Below are 16,675 nucleotides of genomic sequence, written 5' to 3'. Positions count from 1 at the left end.
AGGCGCATGACCCCCATGACCCCATCCCTCCCGCGAAGACCCCGCTGGCGCAGCCTCGCCCTGTTGGCGTTGTGCCTGGCGCCGCTGCTGTGGCCGCTGGAGCACCTGGCAGAGCGCTACTATCGCAGCGAGCTGGCCGGGCAGAACCGTCAGACCCTCGACCTGTACGTCGCCAACCTGCTGGGCACCCTGCATCGCTACGAAGTGCTGCCGCAGATCCTCGGTGATTTGCCAGCCCTGCGCACCGCGCTGGCGGCACCGCAGGTCAGCACCAACCTGGCCAACGCCAACCTGTTGCTCAAGGACGTCGCCGCCCAGGCCGGGGTCGAAGTGATGTACCTGATGGACACCACCGGCAAGACCCTCGCCGCGTCCAACTGGGACAAGCAAGACAGCTTCGTCGGGCGCAATTTCTCGTTCCGCCCTTATTTCAGCGAAGCCATGGCCGGGCGCCTGGGGCGGTTCTTCGGCCTGGGCACCACCTCGGCCAAACGCGGTTACTTCTTCGCTGCCGCAGTGCGCGATGGCGAGAAAATCATCGGCGTGCTGGTGGTCAAGGTCGACCTGGACCACACCGAAAGCCTGTGGGGCAACACCCCGGAGCAACTGCTGGTCACCGACCACAACGGCGTCGTGATCCTGACCTCGCGCCCGCAATGGCGATTCCGCGCCACCCGGCCACTGACGGCCGAAGAGCACCAGGCGATTATCGCCATCCAGCCCTACCCCACCCGCGATCCGCAACCGCTGGTCTTGAGCCCGACGGCGTGGTTACGCCAATCCACGGCCATCGCCGAAACCGGCTGGAACGTAGAGATCCTCGCGCCACAATCGTTGATCAACCGTCCGGTGCGCACCGTGGTTGCGGTGGGCGGCGCCACGCTGTTGGTGCTGATGTTGCTGCTGGGCCTGATGATGCAGCGCCGTCGGCACTACCTGGACCGCATCGCCTTCGAAGCCAAGGCCCGGCGCGAGTTGGAGAGGCGCGTGGCCGAGCGCACCAGCGACCTGGAAGGCCTCAACCGGCGCCTGAAACAGGAAGTGCTGGAGCGCGAGCACGCCCAGCAGGAACTGGTGCGCGCCCAGGATGACCTGGTGCAGGCGGGCAAATTGTCGGCGCTGGGCACCATGTCGGCGAGTATCAGCCACGAGCTCAATCAGCCCCTGGCGGCGATTCGCAGTTATGCGGAAAACGCCGAAATCCTGCTCGACCATGAGCGCACCAACGATGCCCGCGGCAATCTCAAGCTGATCAGCGAACTGACCGGGCGCATGGCCTCGATCATCGCCCACTTGCGCGCTTTCGCTCGGCGCGATCGGCATGCGCCGGAAAGCGTCGCCCTGCAACCGGCGCTGGACGACGCGCTGGCGTTGCTGGCCAAGCGGCGGCGTGCGATGGAAGTCGAGTTGATCCGTGACTTGCCCGAGGCCACCCTGTGGGTCGAGGCTGGTGAAACCCGCCTGCGCCAGGTGCTGGGCAACTTGCTGGCCAATGCCCTCGACGCCCTCACCGAGAAAGGCCCACCACGCAAACTCTGGCTGAGTGCCGAAACCACCGAACAGGGCGTCAACCTGTACATTCGCGACAACGGCCCGGGTTTTTGCATGGAAGCCCTGGGCCGCGCCAGCGAACCGTTCTACACCACCAAGACCCGCACCCAGGGCCTCGGGCTGGGCCTGGCGATCTGTGACACCTTGATGCGTGCCTTTGGTGGCGAACTGCTGTTTGCCAACCACAAGCAAGGCGGCGCGCTGTTAACCTTGAAATTGCGTGCCGGCTCGCCGGGCGTCAGTCTGCAACCGTCCGAGGACCGCAGTGTATGAGTATCGATAACCAGATCCAGGTAGTGTTGATCGACGACGATCCACACTTGCGTCAGGCCCTGTGCCAGACCCTGGACCTGGCCGGGCTGAAAGTCTTGCCCCTGGGCGAAGCCAGCGGCCTCACCGCGCGCCTGTCGCGGGATTGGCCGGGCGTGGTGGTCAGCGATATCCGCATGCCCGGCATGGACGGTCTGGAGTTGCTGGCTGACCTGCACGGCCAGGACCCGGACCTGCCGGTGCTGCTGATCACCGGCCACGGCGATGTGCCGCTGGCGGTACAGGCCATGCGTGCCGGGGCCTATGACTTCCTTGAAAAGCCGTTCGCCAGCGATGCCCTGCTCGACAGCGTGCGTCGCGCCCTGGCCCTGCGCCAGCTGGTGCTGGATAACCGCAGCCTGCGCCTGGCCCTTAGTGATCGCCAGCAATTGAGCTCGCGCCTGGTCGGGCATTCCCCGCAAATGTTGCGCCTGCGTGAGCAGATCGGCGCGCTGGCGGCAACCAAGGCCGATGTGCTGATTCTCGGCGAAACCGGCGCCGGCAAAGAGGTAGTCGCCCGCGCACTGCACGACTTGTCGAGCCGACGCAGTGGGCCTTTCGTGGCGATCAACGCCGGAGCGCTCGCTGAGTCGGTGGTCGAAAGTGAGCTGTTCGGCCACGAGCCAGGCGCCTTTACCGGCGCGCAAAAACGCCGCATCGGCAAATTCGAATTCGCCAACGGCGGCACGCTGTTCCTCGATGAAATCGAAAGCATGAGCCTGGATGTGCAGGTCAAGCTGCTGCGCCTGCTGCAGGAGCGCGTGGTCGAACGCCTGGGCGGCAATCAACTGATCCCGCTGGATATCCGCATCATCGCCGCCACCAAGGAAGATCTGCGCCAGTCCGCCGACCAGGGCCGCTTCCGCGCCGACTTGTACTACCGCCTCAACGTCGCACCGTTGCGCATTCCGCCTCTGCGCGAGCGCGGTGAAGATGCATTGATGCTGTTCCAGCACTTTGCCGACGAAGCCAGCAGCCGCCATGGCCTGCCGCTGCACGAACTGCAGCCGGGCCAGCGTGCGTTGCTGCTGCGCCACAATTGGCCGGGCAATGTGCGCGAATTGCAGAACGCCGCCGAGCGCTTCGCCCTGGGCCTGGAGTTGGCGCTGGACAACACCCCGGACAACCCCTGCGCCGGCGTGCTGACCTCCACCCCCGGCGGTCTGAGCGAACAAGTCGAACAGTTCGAAAAAAGCCTGATCGCCGCCGAACTGACCCGCCCGCACAGCTCCCTGCGCAGCCTCGCCGAAGCCCTCGGCGTACCGCGCAAAACCCTGCACGACAAACTGCGCAAGCACGGCCTCAACTTTGCCGACAGCGCCAGCCACAGCAGCGACGAAGAATGACCCACCCTACCCACCAAGAGGCCGCCATGAGCCGCGACAGCCGTTACCTGGAATCCATCCTCCACCACGACATTCCCCTCACCCGGGAAATGGGCCTCAAGGTGCTCGACTGGCAGCACGGCCAACTGCAATTGCACTTGCCCTTGCAAGCCAATATCAACCACAAGAGCACCATGTTCGGCGGCAGCCTCTATTGCGGCGCCGTATTAGCGGGTTGGGGCTGGCTGCATTTGCAACTGCGCGAAGAAGGTGTTGAAGACGGGCATATCGTGATCCAGGAAGGGCAGATCAGTTATCCGCTGCCGGTCACACGAGACGCGACCGTGGTCTGCCAGGCGCCGGAGGAGAAGGTGTGGAAGCGCTTTGTGGCGACGTACAAGCGACACGGCCGCGCGCGGTTGACGCTGGAGACTTGGATTGTGAATGACGGCAGTGACGAGCGCGCAGTGGCGTTTAGCGGCCAGTACGTCCTGCACCGCTAGCCGCCACGCTACAAAAACAAGTGGGAGGGGCGGTGCGACGATTCGACTTGCTCCCGACGGCGGGGTATCAGTCGGTACATCTGTGACTGAACCACCGTCATCGGGAGCAAGCTCCCTCCCACATTTTGATCTGCTGAGGCCTTAAGAACGGGCCAGGGTCAGCAAGCGTTCACGCCACGCGGCCTTGGCGGGCAACGCCAAAAAGAACGGGTTCAGCAAGGATTCCCGCGCCGGATAGCTGAACGGCTCGCCGCTCAATTCCAGCACTTCACCGCCCGCGCCTTCGAGCACGCCCTGGGCTGCGGCGGTATCCCACTGGGATGTCGGCGCCAGGCGCGGGTAGCAATCGGCGCTGCCTTCGGCCAACAGGCAAAACTTCAACGAGCTGCCGATATTCGCCAGCTTCAGCTCGCCCAACCCGTCGCTCAAACCCTTGAGCAAACGCTCCTGCTCAGGGCTGCTGTGCCGACGACTGGCAACCACGGTAAACGCCTCGCCGGCGGCCGGGGCCTGGCGCACCTGGATCGGCCTGGGCGCTTCATTCACATCCGAACGCCACGCCCCCAGGCCCGCGCCGCCAAAGTAGCAGCGGCCGCTGGTGGGCATCGACACCACGCCAAACACTACGCGGCCCTGTTCGATCAAGGCGACGTTGACGGTGAATTCCTCGCTGCCAGAAATAAACTCCTTGGTGCCATCCAACGGGTCCACCAACCACCAGCGCTGCCAGCCGGCGCGCACGCCCTGGTCGATATCGGCGTCTTCTTCGGAAAGCACCGGGATGCTCGGGTCAAGAGCGGTCAGGCCGGCGAGAATCAGATGATGAGCGGCAAGGTCCGCCGCCGTCACAGGTGAATCATCGGACTTGGACGTCACCGCCACGTTGGCACGCCAGTACGGCATGATGACTTCACCGGCCTGGCGGGCCAGTTCGATCACCGGGGCTATAAAAGGATGGCCTAGAAACAGTTCGCTCATGCGCTGAACGCTCCACGCTGGGTCAACAGGTCTCGTACCAGGTACAGCGCGGCCAGGGCACGGCCTTCGCTGAACTGCTCGTTTTGCGCCAGTTGCGACAGCTCGCGCAGGTTGACCCTGTCTACACGCATCGGCTCGGGTTCATCGCCTTCCAGGCGTTCTTCATACAGATCGGTGGCCAGTACCACCTGGATTTTCTGGCTCATGTAGCCAGGCGACAGCGAAAGCTCGGTGAGGTGCTCCAACTGGCGTGCGCCATAGCCGGCTTCTTCCTTGAGTTCGCGGTCTGCCGCCGCCAACACATCCTCGCCCGGCTCGATCAGGCCCTTGGGCAAGGAAATCTCATAGGCGTCGGTCCCGCCACAGTACTCTTCCACCAGCAACGCGTGGTCGGCGTCAATCATCGCCACGATCATCACCGCGCCGTAGCCGGCACCGCGCCCCACCAGACGCTCGTAGGTCCGTTCAACGCCATTGGAAAAGCGCAGCTGCACTTCCTCCACGCGGAACAAACGGCTACTGGCGACTATTTCGCGGGCGAGGACGGTGGGTTTCTGGCGCATAAGCGGCTCCTTGGCGTGATCGGGTTACTATACCGTGGCTTTTCCGATTGTCTGTGTCGGATATCTTTACTTACATGAGAACGCCCCATGCCCTCTTTGCCCTGGCACGCCATCGACACTGTCCTGCTGGACATGGACGGCACCCTGCTCGACCTGCATTACGACAACCACTTCTGGATGGAGCACCTGCCCCAACGCTACGCCGAATTGCACGGGGTAAGCCGGGCGATGGCCGAGATGGAGTTGCAGCCGCTGTTCGAGCGTAACGCTGGCCAGTTGCAATGGTATTGCCTGGATTTCTGGAGTGCAGAGCTGAAGATCCCAGTGCGCGAACTCAAGCTGGAAACCGCCCACTTGATCGCGCTGCGCCCGGATGCGGACACCTTTCTGGCCGCGCTCAGACAGGCTGGCAAGCGCGTGATCCTGATCACCAACGCGCATCGTGATTCGCTGTCATTGAAGATGGAACGCATCGAGCTGGCGTCGTATTTCGAGCGGATGATCAGTTCTCACGACTACGGTTTCGCCAAGGAAAACCCGCAGTTCTGGGACGCCCTGCAAGTCGACATCGACTTCGACCCGGCGCGCAGCCTGTTTATCGACGACACCTTGCCGATCCTGCGCAGCGCCCAGGCGTTTGGCGTGGGCCATTTGCTAGCGGTGAAAGAGCCGGACAGCAAAAAAGGGCCGAAGGACACCGGAGAATTTGCCGCAGTCGAGGATTACCGGGAGCTTATTGTCGGACTCTGAACCCATGTGGGAGGGGGCAAGCCGAATCGTCGCACCGCCCCTCCCACATTTTTACTTGGACTGCTCAGGAATACGCAGTGTCTGCCCTGGGTAGATCTTGTCCGGGCTCGACAACATCGGCTTGTTGGCCTCGAAGATCTTGTTGTACAGATTGGCGTTGCCATACACCGCCAGGGAAATCGCGCTGAGGGTGTCGCCCTTTTTCACCACGACAAAACGCGCCGTCGCACCCGAGCTGGGGTTGGTGACCTTGATCTGGTCATCCACACTCGCAACCCCGGCAATATTGCCCAGCGCCAGCAGGATCTTCTCTTTCTCTTCCTGGCTGGCCACTTCACCGGTTACGGTCACCTTGTCGCCGTCAACCGTGGTCTGTACGTTCGGACTACCCAGACCGACCTTGGCCACATGCGCCTTCAACTGCTCACTGGCGTTCGCATTACCCGGCGTCAACAGATCGATCAACTTCTCGCCGGCTTCCTTTACAAAGCTGAAAATACTCATGCTGCTCTCTCCTTGGGGGTTAAGTTCCAGATGCCAAAGACTAGACCAGTCTTACAGAACCGGGTTCCAACCCGGCCAAAGATCCAAACGCGCTAGAATCCCCCCGCCATTGGAATAAGCCCTGGAGCGAAGATGGACATCAAGCAGCTGAAATTCCTCATCGCCCTCGACGAGACGCGCCACTTCGGCCAGGCGGCTGCGCGTTGCCATATCACCCAGCCGACCCTATCGATGCGCCTGCGCAGCCTCGAAGAAGAACTCGATCTGCCACTGGTCAACCGTGGCCAGCGCTTCGAAGGCTTCACCGCCCCGGGGGAACGCGTGCTGGCCTGGGCGCGCACGGTGCTGGCGGCGTATGACGGCCTGCTGGCCGAAGCCGCAGCCTGCCGCGGCAACCTGGTGGGGACGTTGCGTTTGGGCGTGGTGCCGCTGTCGAGTTTCGATCCGTTGGCGCTGATGCAACAACTGCACACAGAACACCCGAGCCTGCGCTTTGAGCTGTCGGCACTCAGCTCCGAACAAATCCTCGAACAGTTGGCGAGCAATCGCCTGGACCTCGGCGTGTCGTACCTCGACCGCCTGGACAACGAGCGCTTCGACTCCCTGGCCCTCGGCGAAACCCGCATGGGCCTGCTGTACGACCAACGCTACTTCAGCTTCGGCGAAAAGCCCCTGAGCTGGGAGGCACTGATCGAACTGCCCCTGGGCATGCTCACCAGCGGCATGCACTTCCGTCAGTCCATCGATCACAACTTCCATAGCCGAGGCCTGCAGCCGCAGCCGTTGTTGCAGACCGATGCGGTCCATCAGTTGTTACAAGCTGTCCACGGCGGGCTGTGCTGTGCGGTGATGCCCTTGGACGGCGGCCTGGACGCCCTGACCGAGCATTTGCGCCTGCAACCGATTGAAGACGCCCACACCCTGGCCCGCCTGGGGTTGATCATGCGACGCAGCGCCCCGCGCTCAGCCTTGGCGGAAGCATGTTTCGCACTGTTTCAGAAATCGCAGGCAGAGTCTTGATCGACGTCATCTATCGGCAGATCAGTACTGGCAATTAGACGCGACGCTTTGTCGCGCCTAGTCTAACCACTGACCCATCCGCCGTCGGTACTGCCCCATGAACGCCAAGCGCCCAGTCTGCGCGGCGCCCGCTGTTCAAACGCCCGCCCCCGCCGCCAGCCAGAGCTACCAGTTTTGCACGCTCGAACACACTGAAGTCGCCAGCACCGCGCTGGCGGAAGAAGTGGCGTTGGCGATCGCCTATAACGACATCAGCCAGGCCGTGATGCTGGTGACGCCGACGGACCTGGAAGACTTCATTGTAGGTTTCAGCATCGGCAGCGGCATTATCGCCGACGTTAGCGATATTTATGACCTGAAACTCAGCGGCACGGGCTCTGCCCAGTACGCTCAGGTGCAGATTTCCAGCCGCGCGTTCTGGAACCTCAAGCAACAGCGCCGCCAACTGGCCGGTACCAGCGGTTGCGGGTTATGCGGCGTGGAAGCGCTGGAGCAAGCCCTGCCGGACCTTCAAGTACTGCCCGGCGCGCCCCTGCCACCGGCCGAATGGCTCGACGGCCTGCGCCAGCGCATCAGCGCGTTCCAGCCTCTGGGCCAGCACAGCGGCGCGGTGCATGCGGCCGTGTTCATGAACAACCTGGGCGAGTTGTTGCTGGGCCGCGAAGACATCGGCCGACACAACGCCCTCGATAAATTGATCGGCGCGTTGATCCGCCAACGGATTCCCAGCGAAGGCGGCCTGGCCATTGTCACCAGCCGTTGCAGCCTTGAGTTGATCCAGAAAGTCCTGCGCGCGGGCATCCAGACCCTGGTCAGCCTGTCGTCGCCCACCGGCCTGGCCCTGCAATGGGCACGCCGACACAACCTCAATCTCATCCACCTGCCGCAGAAAAGTGCGCCGCGGGTCTACAGCCCTGCGATGGAGAAACAGCCGTGAGCAATCATCACCAAGCCGACCAAACCCCGACCCCGCGCTACAAGCCTTACAAAGGTGCCGCAGGCGGCTGGGGCGCGCTGATCAGCGTGGCGCAGGCATGGCTGACCAGCGACAACGCGCTGAAAAACCTGCGCATGATGCTCAAGACCAACCAGAACGGCGGCTTCGACTGCCCGGGCTGCGCCTGGGGCGACTCGCCGGAAAGCGGCATGGTCAAGTTCTGCGAAAACGGCGCCAAGGCGGTCAACTGGGAAGCCACCAAACGCCGCGTCGATGCCGCATTTTTCGCCAAACACAGCGTCACCGCCTTGATCGAGCAGAGCGACTATTGGCTGGAATACCAGGGCCGCCTGACCGAGCCGATGCGCTATGACGCACAGACCGACCGCTATCAGCCCATCAGTTGGGCGGCGGCGTTCGAGCTGATCGGCAAGCACCTCAACGCCCTGCCCAGCCCGGACATGGCCGAGTTCTACACTTCGGGTCGCGCCAGCAACGAAGCGGCGTACCTCTACCAGTTGTTCGTGCGCGCCTACGGCACCAACAACTTCCCGGATTGCTCGAACATGTGCCATGAAGCCAGCGGTGTGGCCCTGGCGCAAAGTGTCGGCGTCGGCAAAGGCACCGTGACCTTTGATGACTTTGAACACGCCGACGCGATTTTCGTCTGGGGCCAGAACCCCGGCACCAATCACCCGCGCATGCTCGAACCGCTGCGCGAAGCAGTGAAACGCGGCGCTCAGGTGGTGTGCATCAACCCGCTCAAAGAGCGCGGCCTGGAACGCTTCCAGCACCCGCAACACCCGCTGGAAATGCTCACCAACGGCGACAAACCGACCAACACCGCGTACTTCCGCCCGGCACTGGGTGGCGACATGGCCATCCTGCGCGGCATGGCCAAGTTCCTGTTGCTGTGGGAACGCCAGGCCCAGGCCGAAGGCAAGGAAGCGGTGTTCGACCACGACTTCCTCAACGAACACACCGTCAACGTGCTCGATTACCTCGGCCAGATCGACGACACCTCCTGGGATGAAATCGTCGCGCAGTCCGGCCTGCCCCTGGTGGAAATCGAGCAAGCAGCGCGCATGTACGCCAAAGGCAAGAACGTGATCATGTGTTGGGCGATGGGCATCACCCAGCATCGTCACTCGGTGCCGACCATCCAGGAAATCGCCAACCTGATGCTGCTGCGCGGCAATATCGGTCGCCCGGGCGCCGGCCTGTGCCCGGTGCGCGGCCACAGTAACGTGCAGGGCGACCGCACCATGGGCATCAACGAACGGCCGCCGGTGGCGTTCCTCGACGCCCTGGAGCGGCGCTTCCAGTTCCAGGTACCGCGCACCAACGGCCACAACGTGGTCGAAGCGATCCACGCCATGTTGGAAGGCCGCGCCAAAGTGTTTATCGGCCTGGGCGGCAACTTCGCCCAAGCGACGCCAGACAGCCCGCGCACCTTCGAAGCCCTGCGCAATTGCGACCTGACCGTGCAGATCAGCACCAAGCTCAACCGCAGCCACCTGATGCACGGCAAAGACGCGCTGATCTTGCCGTGCCTGGGCCGCACCGACATCGACATCCAGGCCGAAGGCCCGCAAGCGGTCACGGTGGAAGACTCGTTCAGCATGGTCCACGGCTCCAACGGCCAGTTGCAACCGCTGTCGACCCTGATGAAATCCGAGCCGGCCATTCTCGCCGGCATCGCCGCCGCGACCCTGGGCAGCAAACCGGTGGACTGGAACTGGCTGGTGGCCGACTACGGGCGTATTCGCGAGCTGATCGCCGACACCCTCCCAGGCTTCAAGGACTTCAACGAACGTATCAAGAACCCAGGCGGTTTCTATCTGGGCAACGCTGCCGGGGCACGTCGTTGGAGCACGCCTTCGGGCCGCGCCAACTTCCGCCCGAACGTCCTGCCCAAGGACCTGATCCACGAACGCACCCACGCCACCGGGCGCGTGCCGGACCTGATCATGCAGTCGATGCGCTCCCACGATCAGTACAACACCACCATTTATGGCCTGGACGACCGCTATCGCGGGGTGAAAGGCCAGCGTGACGTGTTGTTCGTCAACGAAGCCGACATCATCCGCCTGGGCTTCAAGCCGGGGCAGAAGGCGGACATCGTGTCGCTGTGGGAAGACGGCCGTGAGCGCCGCGTAAAAGGCTTTACCTTACTGGCGTTCGATATTCCGGCGGGGCAGGCAGCGGCTTACTACCCGGAAGTGAACCCACTGGTGCCCTTGGAAAGCACTGGGGACGGCAGCCATACGCCGACGTCGAAGTTTGTGGCGATTCGCCTGGAGGCGGCGAGCGACAATGGCCTGATCACGGCGCGCTCGGCGTAAATTCCGGGCACAAAAAAGGCCGCTTTTGCATAAAAGCGGCCGTTCCGAAGTAACTACAGACCCGCCAAAACCACTTAAGTTCCCTAGTTAAAACAGTAACTTAGAGAATTGTGTACAAGTCGTGTTACTGGTCGGATTTCTATTGTCACAATGTCGACACAGCCTCAGGATCGCGCCGTCATCCTCTTGAGGTCTCTCTATGAAGTTCTCCTCGATTCTCTTGTTGTCCCTTGGCCTGGTCAGTGGCGCAGCCATGGCCGGCGGCACCACCGAAGCCGGTGTGGGCGGCGCATTGGGCGGGGTACTCGGTTCGGTCGTCGGCCAGCAGGTCGGCGGTAACACCGGTTCGGCCATCGGTGCCGCCCTGGGCGGCGCGGGCGGCAGTGCGGTTGGCGCCGACAAGCGCAGCCGCGGCGAAGCAGCCATTGGCGGCGCCCTGGGCGCAGCGGGCGGCAACGTGGTAGGCCGCAGCATGGGCGGCACCACCGGCAGCCTGATCGGCGCAGCCGCAGGCGGCGGCGCGGGTGGCGCACTGGGCAACTACATGGGCAACAAGAGCGATGACGACGACCGTGGTTACCGTGGCCGTGACAACCGTCGTTATGACCGGGATGATCACCGTGGCCGTGGGCATGCCTATGGGCATCGCAAGAACAAGCATCACTACCGTGATTGATCAGATCTAGAGAACACTGAAGAAACACTGTGGGAGGGGCGGTGCGACGATTCGACTTGCTCCCGATAGCCGAGTTTCAGTCACCCATGTGCTGGCTGATACACCGCTATCGGGAGCAAGCCCCCTCCCACAGTCAGGCCACCAACCGCTGCAACGCCTCGCGCAACATCCCCGGGATCGTCACCGGCTGGTTCGTTCCCCGATCCACAAATACATGCACAAAGCGCCCCGCCGCACAGGCGTCCTCCTCGCCAGCCTTGAATACCGCCAACTCATACTGCACCGAGCTGTTGCCCAACTTGCCCACACGCAGGCCAATTTCGATGCGCTCGGGAAAGGCGATGGACGCAAAGTAATCACACGCCGAACTCACCACAAACCCCACCACCTCGCCGTCATGAATATCCAAGCCACCGTGTTCGATCAGGTAGGTATTCACTGCGGTGTCGAAGAAGCTGTAGTAGGTCACGTTGTTCACATGGCCATACACATCATTGTCGTGCCAGCGCGTGATGATCGGCTGGAAGTGGCGGTAATCGGCGCGTTGGGGCATGGAGTCAGGCATGGGCACCTCTCGTCAAAGTGAGTTTACAGATCATTCAAATGGGTTTCGGCCCACTCGCGCACCTCGGCGTAGGGGTAGTCCTCCAGCGCAGCAAAACCAGGAATGCCGCGTGCCTTCAACTTGGTGAACAGCGGCACGCTGATCCCCCCCAGGAACCGCGTCAGCCGTTCGGCGCCGGGCAGTTGGCCGTTGTGCTCATGATGCCTGTGGATAAAATCACCGCACAGCGCCATGAAGTTTTTATCCACAAGCGGCGCCAGGCTCGGCGGCGCGGGCAAATGCGCGACATGGCCGTGACACACAGAACAATGCCCGCAGCGCTGCGGCGCATTTTCATCACCAAAATACCGGGCCAGGCGCTGGCCCAGACAATGTTCGGTGGCGAACAGATCGAGCATCGCGTGAATCCGCGCCACCTCCGTGACCTCGTGTTGCTTGAAGCCTGTGTATAACTCGGCGCTCAACACCTGCGGGTCGAAATCGGTATTCAGCAGGCTGTAGACCTCCGTCATCTGCTTGCTTTCCAGCTCGATCAGGCCCTGTTCCTGGAAGTAATCCAGCGCTTTCACCACGCGATTGCGCTCGGCGTGGTGCTGTTGATATAGCGCGTCGAAATCCACCGTCGCCCAGGTCTTGGCCCGCTTGCACACCTGGATGATCGCGGCGACAAACGCCTGCCGCTCCCCGGAAAACCGCGCCAGCAAAGCATCGGGCTCGATCAGGTACTTGAACCGGTACTCAGCGTAAAACGCGTAGCGCGGCGCGATCACACCTTTGAGCTCCAACTGCACCAGCAGCGTTTTGAGGGGCAGCTCGCGGATGTTGCTGTGGTCCGACAGCGACCGCAGCAGAAACTCCCACTGCCCATCCCCCCGCGCCGCCTGCAACTCTTCCAGCACACGGCGAATGCCTTCCTGCTCGGGCGTGTCGCCGTACACGAAGTTTTCCAGCACATTGAGGCTGTCGCGGTTGGCGAGCACCAGGCAATCCGAGGGTTGCCCGTCACGCCCGGCACGGCCGATTTCCTGGCTGTAGTTCTCGATGGATTTGGGCAGGTCGAAATGCACCACATTGCGGATATCGCTCTTGTCGATGCCCATGCCAAACGCGATGGTGGCGACGATGCAATTGGAGCGCCCGCCCATGAAGCGCTGCTGGATGCCCTCGCGTTTGTCGTGGGGCAAGCCGGCGTGATACGCCTCGGCCTGGATGCCATTGCGATTCAGGTGCTCGGCGATCTGTTCGGCGGTTTTCTGCAACGTGACGTAGACGATGCTCGGTTGGTTGGGCCGCTCGCTCATCCATTGCACCAGCCGCCGACGCTTGTCCGCGCCGCTCACCGGCTCTACCAACAGGTTGAGGTTCGGCCGGTAGAAGCCCGTGGTGATCACGTCGTCAGGCGCAATGGCGAACTTGGCCTGCATATCGGCAATCACCTTGGGCGTCGCCGTAGCCGTCAGCAGCAGCGCTTGTGGGATATTGAACTGACGCTGGTAGTCCGGCAGCTTCAAATAGTCCGGACGGAAGTTGTGGCCCCATTCGGAAATACAGTGCGCCTCATCCACCACCAGTAACGAAATGGGCACGCTTTGCAGGAAGTTGCGAAAACGCTCGTTCTTCAAGCGCTCCACGGAAATCATCAGGATTTTCAACTCACCCGAACGCGCACGAGCCATCACCTCATTGGCCTCATCGCGGCTTTGCGCCGAATCGATACTGCCGGCCGAGATGCCATGGCGTTGCAGGAAACCCAATTGGTCCTGCATCAGCGCCAGCAACGGCGACACCACCAGCGTCAGGTGCGGTAGCAACACCGCCGACAACTGGTAACACAGGGACTTGCCCGACCCGGTAGGGAAAATTGCCGCCGCCGAACGACCGGCCAGCACAGCGCTGACCGCGGCTTCCTGGCCCAAACGAAACTGTGGATAACCAAAGACCTGCTGGAGGGTGTCGTGCATAAGCTGTCACTCCATTGACCGCTGAAGGTGGCTCAAAAACATAGCCTGGGATGTTCAGCGAATCGAGATAGGTCGCAAGGAAAAAAGAGACAGGATGATACACAGGCTGGGGCAATGGCCTTGGGCCAAATATGACAAGTTCGACTGTGTAAGTAGGAACATCACAAACCAAATGTGGGAAGGGGATTGCTCCCGATGGCAGTGTATCAGTCAGAAATTAATCGACTGAATTACCGCCATCGGGAGCAACCCCCCTCCCACATCTTAGAACTGCCCTACAGCTAAATCAGCGGTTCTGCACGCGCTCGATAGCCGTGTCATACACCGGATTGGCCTTCTGTTCCTTGGCCAACTGGTAGTGACGCAACGCATCCGCGAACTGCCCCGCCGCTTCGTAGATCCGCGCAATGTTGTAGTAGGCGCCGGCACGCACGGTCGCGGCATTGGCGCCGGTAGCGAGGGCGATGGCCTTGCGGTTGGCCCAGATCGACTCGGCGGTGTTGCCGGCCTTCTGATAGGCCAGGCCCAGGTTGCCGTAGGCTTTGCCGAAGCTATTGTCCAGGTCGATGGCCTGACGGAACAGGTCGATGGCTTCATCCAGCTTGCCAGCCTGGTAGGCCGCTTCACCTTGCAGGTTCAGACGCTTCGCATCCGTTTGCGCGGAAGAGCTGACAGCCACGGCCGCGACTGCAACGCTGTCATCCAGCAACGGTTTGACTTCATTAAGCACGTCCTTGGCTTCCACCTTCACACCGCTGAAGGTGTTGATGTCTTGGAAGTCACCGCTACCGGTCATGCGGAACACTGTCCACAGGTTACCGCTGCGGTTTTTCGGCACGTAGTAGGTACGCACAAGGGACTGGCCCATGTACACGAACACCTTGGCCTCGCTGTTGGATAGCTGACGCGAACCTGGGTTCTCGATGTTGGTGAAGTCATGCACGGCATACACGTAGCTTTCGCCGAAGTGTTTTTTCTGCAGGGTGATGGTTTCCGGGCCGTAGCTGTCGACGTCGTCCACATCCAGCTCGGCATCGGCACCCTGCTGATTCTCGAAGTAGATGTTGTTGCCGGGGAAAATCATGTGGGAGTCGAGGTCTTCCGGGGTCTTGCCCCAGGTCAGCACCACACGCAGGCCGTCGAGGTTCTCCATCACTGGGCTGATGGCGTAGGTCATGCCCGCACACGGGCACTTCACTACCAGGTTGGAATAGCCGGGCTTCTTGATGATCAGCAGGTTGCTGCCGTCATCGGCGGCTTCACTGGTGAGGGTCACCTGGCCCTGGGCGTTGGTGCGGCCCACCACGTTCTGTGCGCCGTTACGTTGCAGCAGGACTTCGGCGTCGGCGATTTTCTGGTCCTTGACTACCGCACTGAGCACCTCGATCGGCAACTGCTCGGCCTGGATCGAAAAAGCCACTGCACACAATGACATCGCCGAAGCGACACGAAGCAAACCCATGCTTAACTCCCTTTAAGTAGTGGACGGAATCGTCCTACAAGATTTTGCGGTGAAACATACGCTGAATTTAGAGCGCTGGCAGAATTTTTCTACAGATTGTGATGTGGTTTTATCGAGCACTTGGTACTACGCCAAGATCAGCTTTTGCCTTGGAGGACGGGCAAACGCAGCGCCCACAATTGATTGGTTTTACCCGGCAAGTCGCTAGCGAAATAAAAAATGCCGGAAGCACCTGTAAGAAACCGTCAAATACAGCGTAATCCTCTTCCTAAATCGCTTCAAACACCCGCTTGGCCCTCTATAGAAGTGACCTGCGGCTGACTGAAAATAGCGTCCTCTCAACTATTTCGGCAAAAGCCCGTGAATTTAGAAAGGACTCAATACATCGGTCATTACGGCGTCACGCTCTCCGTGATTCGCTTCACCGTAAAGCCTAACGGCAAGCAAGCGCTCAGCGATTTGATATCTCGCAAACCCCGCAACTTGCATAGCGCAGACATCGTCATCGGCCTCGATGCCCAGGCGAGCGGTGGCATAGACCCTCAGCGCTCAAGCATCTCAATGCACGTGTATTCAAATGAACCATAATCAATGGCTTTACCTACAGACGGCGCTATTTCTTGCCTTCTATTTATTGCTTTACTACAAAATCACCGACTGCACGCTAAGAAGGCGTTTCGCCGTTACCTTCGTCGTCACTGGGTTAGTCCTTTTGTTCTGGCTACCCTACGTCGCCATCATCCTTAGCATTCAACTCCTTCCTCTAGCCCTGTTCTTGATAGGCTTGGCACTCTTCATCACCCGAAACAAATTTCGCCTCAAACGCGACCGTCCCCCTCACCCACTCCTGCGTGCCCCCACCATGAACCTCGCCCCCAACTTCCCCGAAGACCCGGTCATGCAGCAACTCCTGCAACTGCTGCACGAAGAAATCGGTCTGCCGAAACACAAGACCATTCGCCTCGAAACCTCACTCAACTTCGACCTCGGCTGCGACGGCAGCGAGGCCAAGCAACTCATGGAAGCACTGGAGCAGGAATTCGCCCTCGATCTGGGCGACTACGACACTTATCGTTACTTCAACCCACCGGTGTTTGATGTGTTCCTCAAGCGGCGGGCCAAGGGGCGTGGCGAAAAGGTGCCGCTGACCATCGGCATGCTTTATCTGGCGATCAAAACCCACAGCTGGGACACGCAGACGCTGGAAAATCTGAGCTAACCGGCAA

General features: G+C 61.3%; 15 protein-coding genes. 9 read left to right on the top strand and 6 right to left on the bottom strand.

Going from position 1 to position 16,675, the window contains the following annotated elements:
• Positions 1 to 15 precede the first annotated feature (15 nt).
• Genes U5A08_RS01335 through U5A08_RS01325 form a run of 3 tightly spaced genes read left to right on the top strand, consistent with a single transcriptional unit; the run spans position 16 to position 3,688 of the window.
• Positions 16 to 1,824 (top strand): sensor histidine kinase, encoded by a 1,809-nt coding sequence (locus tag U5A08_RS01335; protein ID WP_321849959.1) that lies wholly within the window; start codon positions 16 to 18, stop codon positions 1,822 to 1,824.
• On the top strand, positions 1,821 to 3,206 hold the full coding sequence (locus U5A08_RS01330) for a sigma-54-dependent transcriptional regulator (RefSeq protein WP_253392623.1): 1,386 nt from the start codon (positions 1,821 to 1,823) through the stop codon (positions 3,204 to 3,206). Before U5A08_RS01335 ends, U5A08_RS01330 begins: the two co-directional genes overlap by 4 nt.
• Positions 3,207 to 3,232: 26 nt before the next feature.
• Entirely contained in the window at positions 3,233 to 3,688 is a 456-nt protein-coding gene (locus tag U5A08_RS01325; protein ID WP_247404403.1) for a YiiD C-terminal domain-containing protein, read from the top strand.
• 141 nt (positions 3,689 to 3,829) lie between these two features.
• On the opposite strand, the gene cysQ is transcribed toward U5A08_RS01325, so the two are convergent.
• On the bottom strand, positions 3,830 to 4,666 hold the full coding sequence (cysQ, locus tag U5A08_RS01320; RefSeq protein WP_253392621.1) for a 3'(2'),5'-bisphosphate nucleotidase CysQ: 837 nt from the start codon (positions 4,664 to 4,666) through the stop codon (positions 3,830 to 3,832).
• Positions 4,663 to 5,229, bottom strand: a complete 567-nt coding sequence (nudE, locus tag U5A08_RS01315; protein WP_247404398.1) for an ADP compounds hydrolase NudE — start codon at positions 5,227 to 5,229, stop codon at positions 4,663 to 4,665. The genes cysQ and nudE overlap by 4 nt, the downstream gene beginning before the upstream one ends.
• Before the next feature lie 87 nt (positions 5,230 to 5,316).
• Between nudE and yrfG the strand changes: the two genes are divergently transcribed.
• Entirely contained in the window at positions 5,317 to 5,979 is a 663-nt protein-coding gene (yrfG, locus tag U5A08_RS01310; RefSeq protein WP_253392619.1) for a GMP/IMP nucleotidase, read from the top strand.
• A gap of 51 nt (positions 5,980 to 6,030) precedes the next feature.
• Here yrfG and lysM read toward each other — a convergent pair whose 3' ends face one another.
• A complete protein-coding gene (gene lysM, locus U5A08_RS01305; RefSeq protein ID WP_253392617.1) occupies positions 6,031 to 6,483 on the bottom strand; it encodes a peptidoglycan-binding protein LysM in 453 nt (150 codons plus the stop codon).
• A gap of 132 nt (positions 6,484 to 6,615) precedes the next feature.
• Here lysM and U5A08_RS01300 point away from each other — a divergent pair, with 132 nt between their 5' ends.
• The 4 genes from U5A08_RS01300 (at position 6,616) to U5A08_RS01285 (ending at position 11,461) form a co-directional block, all read left to right on the top strand.
• A complete protein-coding gene (locus U5A08_RS01300; RefSeq protein ID WP_253392615.1) occupies positions 6,616 to 7,503 on the top strand; it encodes a LysR family transcriptional regulator in 888 nt (295 codons plus the stop codon).
• Positions 7,504 to 7,600: 97 nt separating this feature from the next.
• Positions 7,601 to 8,440: a formate dehydrogenase accessory sulfurtransferase FdhD gene (gene fdhD / locus U5A08_RS01295; RefSeq protein WP_321849954.1), complete on the top strand. Its 840-nt coding sequence runs from the start codon at positions 7,601 to 7,603 to the stop codon at positions 8,438 to 8,440.
• Positions 8,437 to 10,785: an FdhF/YdeP family oxidoreductase gene (locus tag U5A08_RS01290; protein ID WP_321849953.1), complete on the top strand. Its 2,349-nt coding sequence runs from the start codon at positions 8,437 to 8,439 to the stop codon at positions 10,783 to 10,785. The genes fdhD and U5A08_RS01290 overlap by 4 nt, the downstream gene beginning before the upstream one ends.
• A 199-nt stretch (positions 10,786 to 10,984) precedes the next feature.
• A complete protein-coding gene (locus U5A08_RS01285; protein ID WP_253392609.1) occupies positions 10,985 to 11,461 on the top strand; it encodes a glycine zipper domain-containing protein in 477 nt (158 codons plus the stop codon).
• Positions 11,462 to 11,594: 133 nt separating this feature from the next.
• Here the strand turns inward: U5A08_RS01285 and U5A08_RS01280 are convergent, their stop codons facing one another.
• From U5A08_RS01280 to U5A08_RS01270, 3 genes are all read right to left on the bottom strand, one after another.
• Entirely contained in the window at positions 11,595 to 12,026 is a 432-nt protein-coding gene (locus U5A08_RS01280) for an acyl-CoA thioesterase (RefSeq protein WP_253392607.1), read from the bottom strand.
• Positions 12,027 to 12,049: 23 nt separating this feature from the next.
• On the bottom strand, positions 12,050 to 13,987 hold the full coding sequence (locus U5A08_RS01275) for a RecQ family ATP-dependent DNA helicase (RefSeq protein ID WP_253392605.1): 1,938 nt from the start codon (positions 13,985 to 13,987) through the stop codon (positions 12,050 to 12,052).
• Between the two features lie 286 nt (positions 13,988 to 14,273).
• On the bottom strand, positions 14,274 to 15,449 hold the full coding sequence (locus U5A08_RS01270; protein WP_321849949.1) for a tetratricopeptide repeat protein: 1,176 nt from the start codon (positions 15,447 to 15,449) through the stop codon (positions 14,274 to 14,276).
• A gap of 577 nt (positions 15,450 to 16,026) precedes the next feature.
• Between U5A08_RS01270 and U5A08_RS01265 the strand changes: the two genes are divergently transcribed.
• Positions 16,027 to 16,668 (top strand): DUF1493 family protein, encoded by a 642-nt coding sequence (locus U5A08_RS01265; protein ID WP_321849947.1) that lies wholly within the window; start codon positions 16,027 to 16,029, stop codon positions 16,666 to 16,668.
• Positions 16,669 to 16,675 lie beyond the last annotated feature (7 nt).

The organism is Pseudomonas paraveronii (assembly GCF_963681955.1).
Classification (GTDB): domain Bacteria; phylum Pseudomonadota; class Gammaproteobacteria; order Pseudomonadales; family Pseudomonadaceae; genus Aquipseudomonas; species Aquipseudomonas paraveronii.
This window is presented reverse-complemented; position numbering and strand designations above follow the sequence as displayed.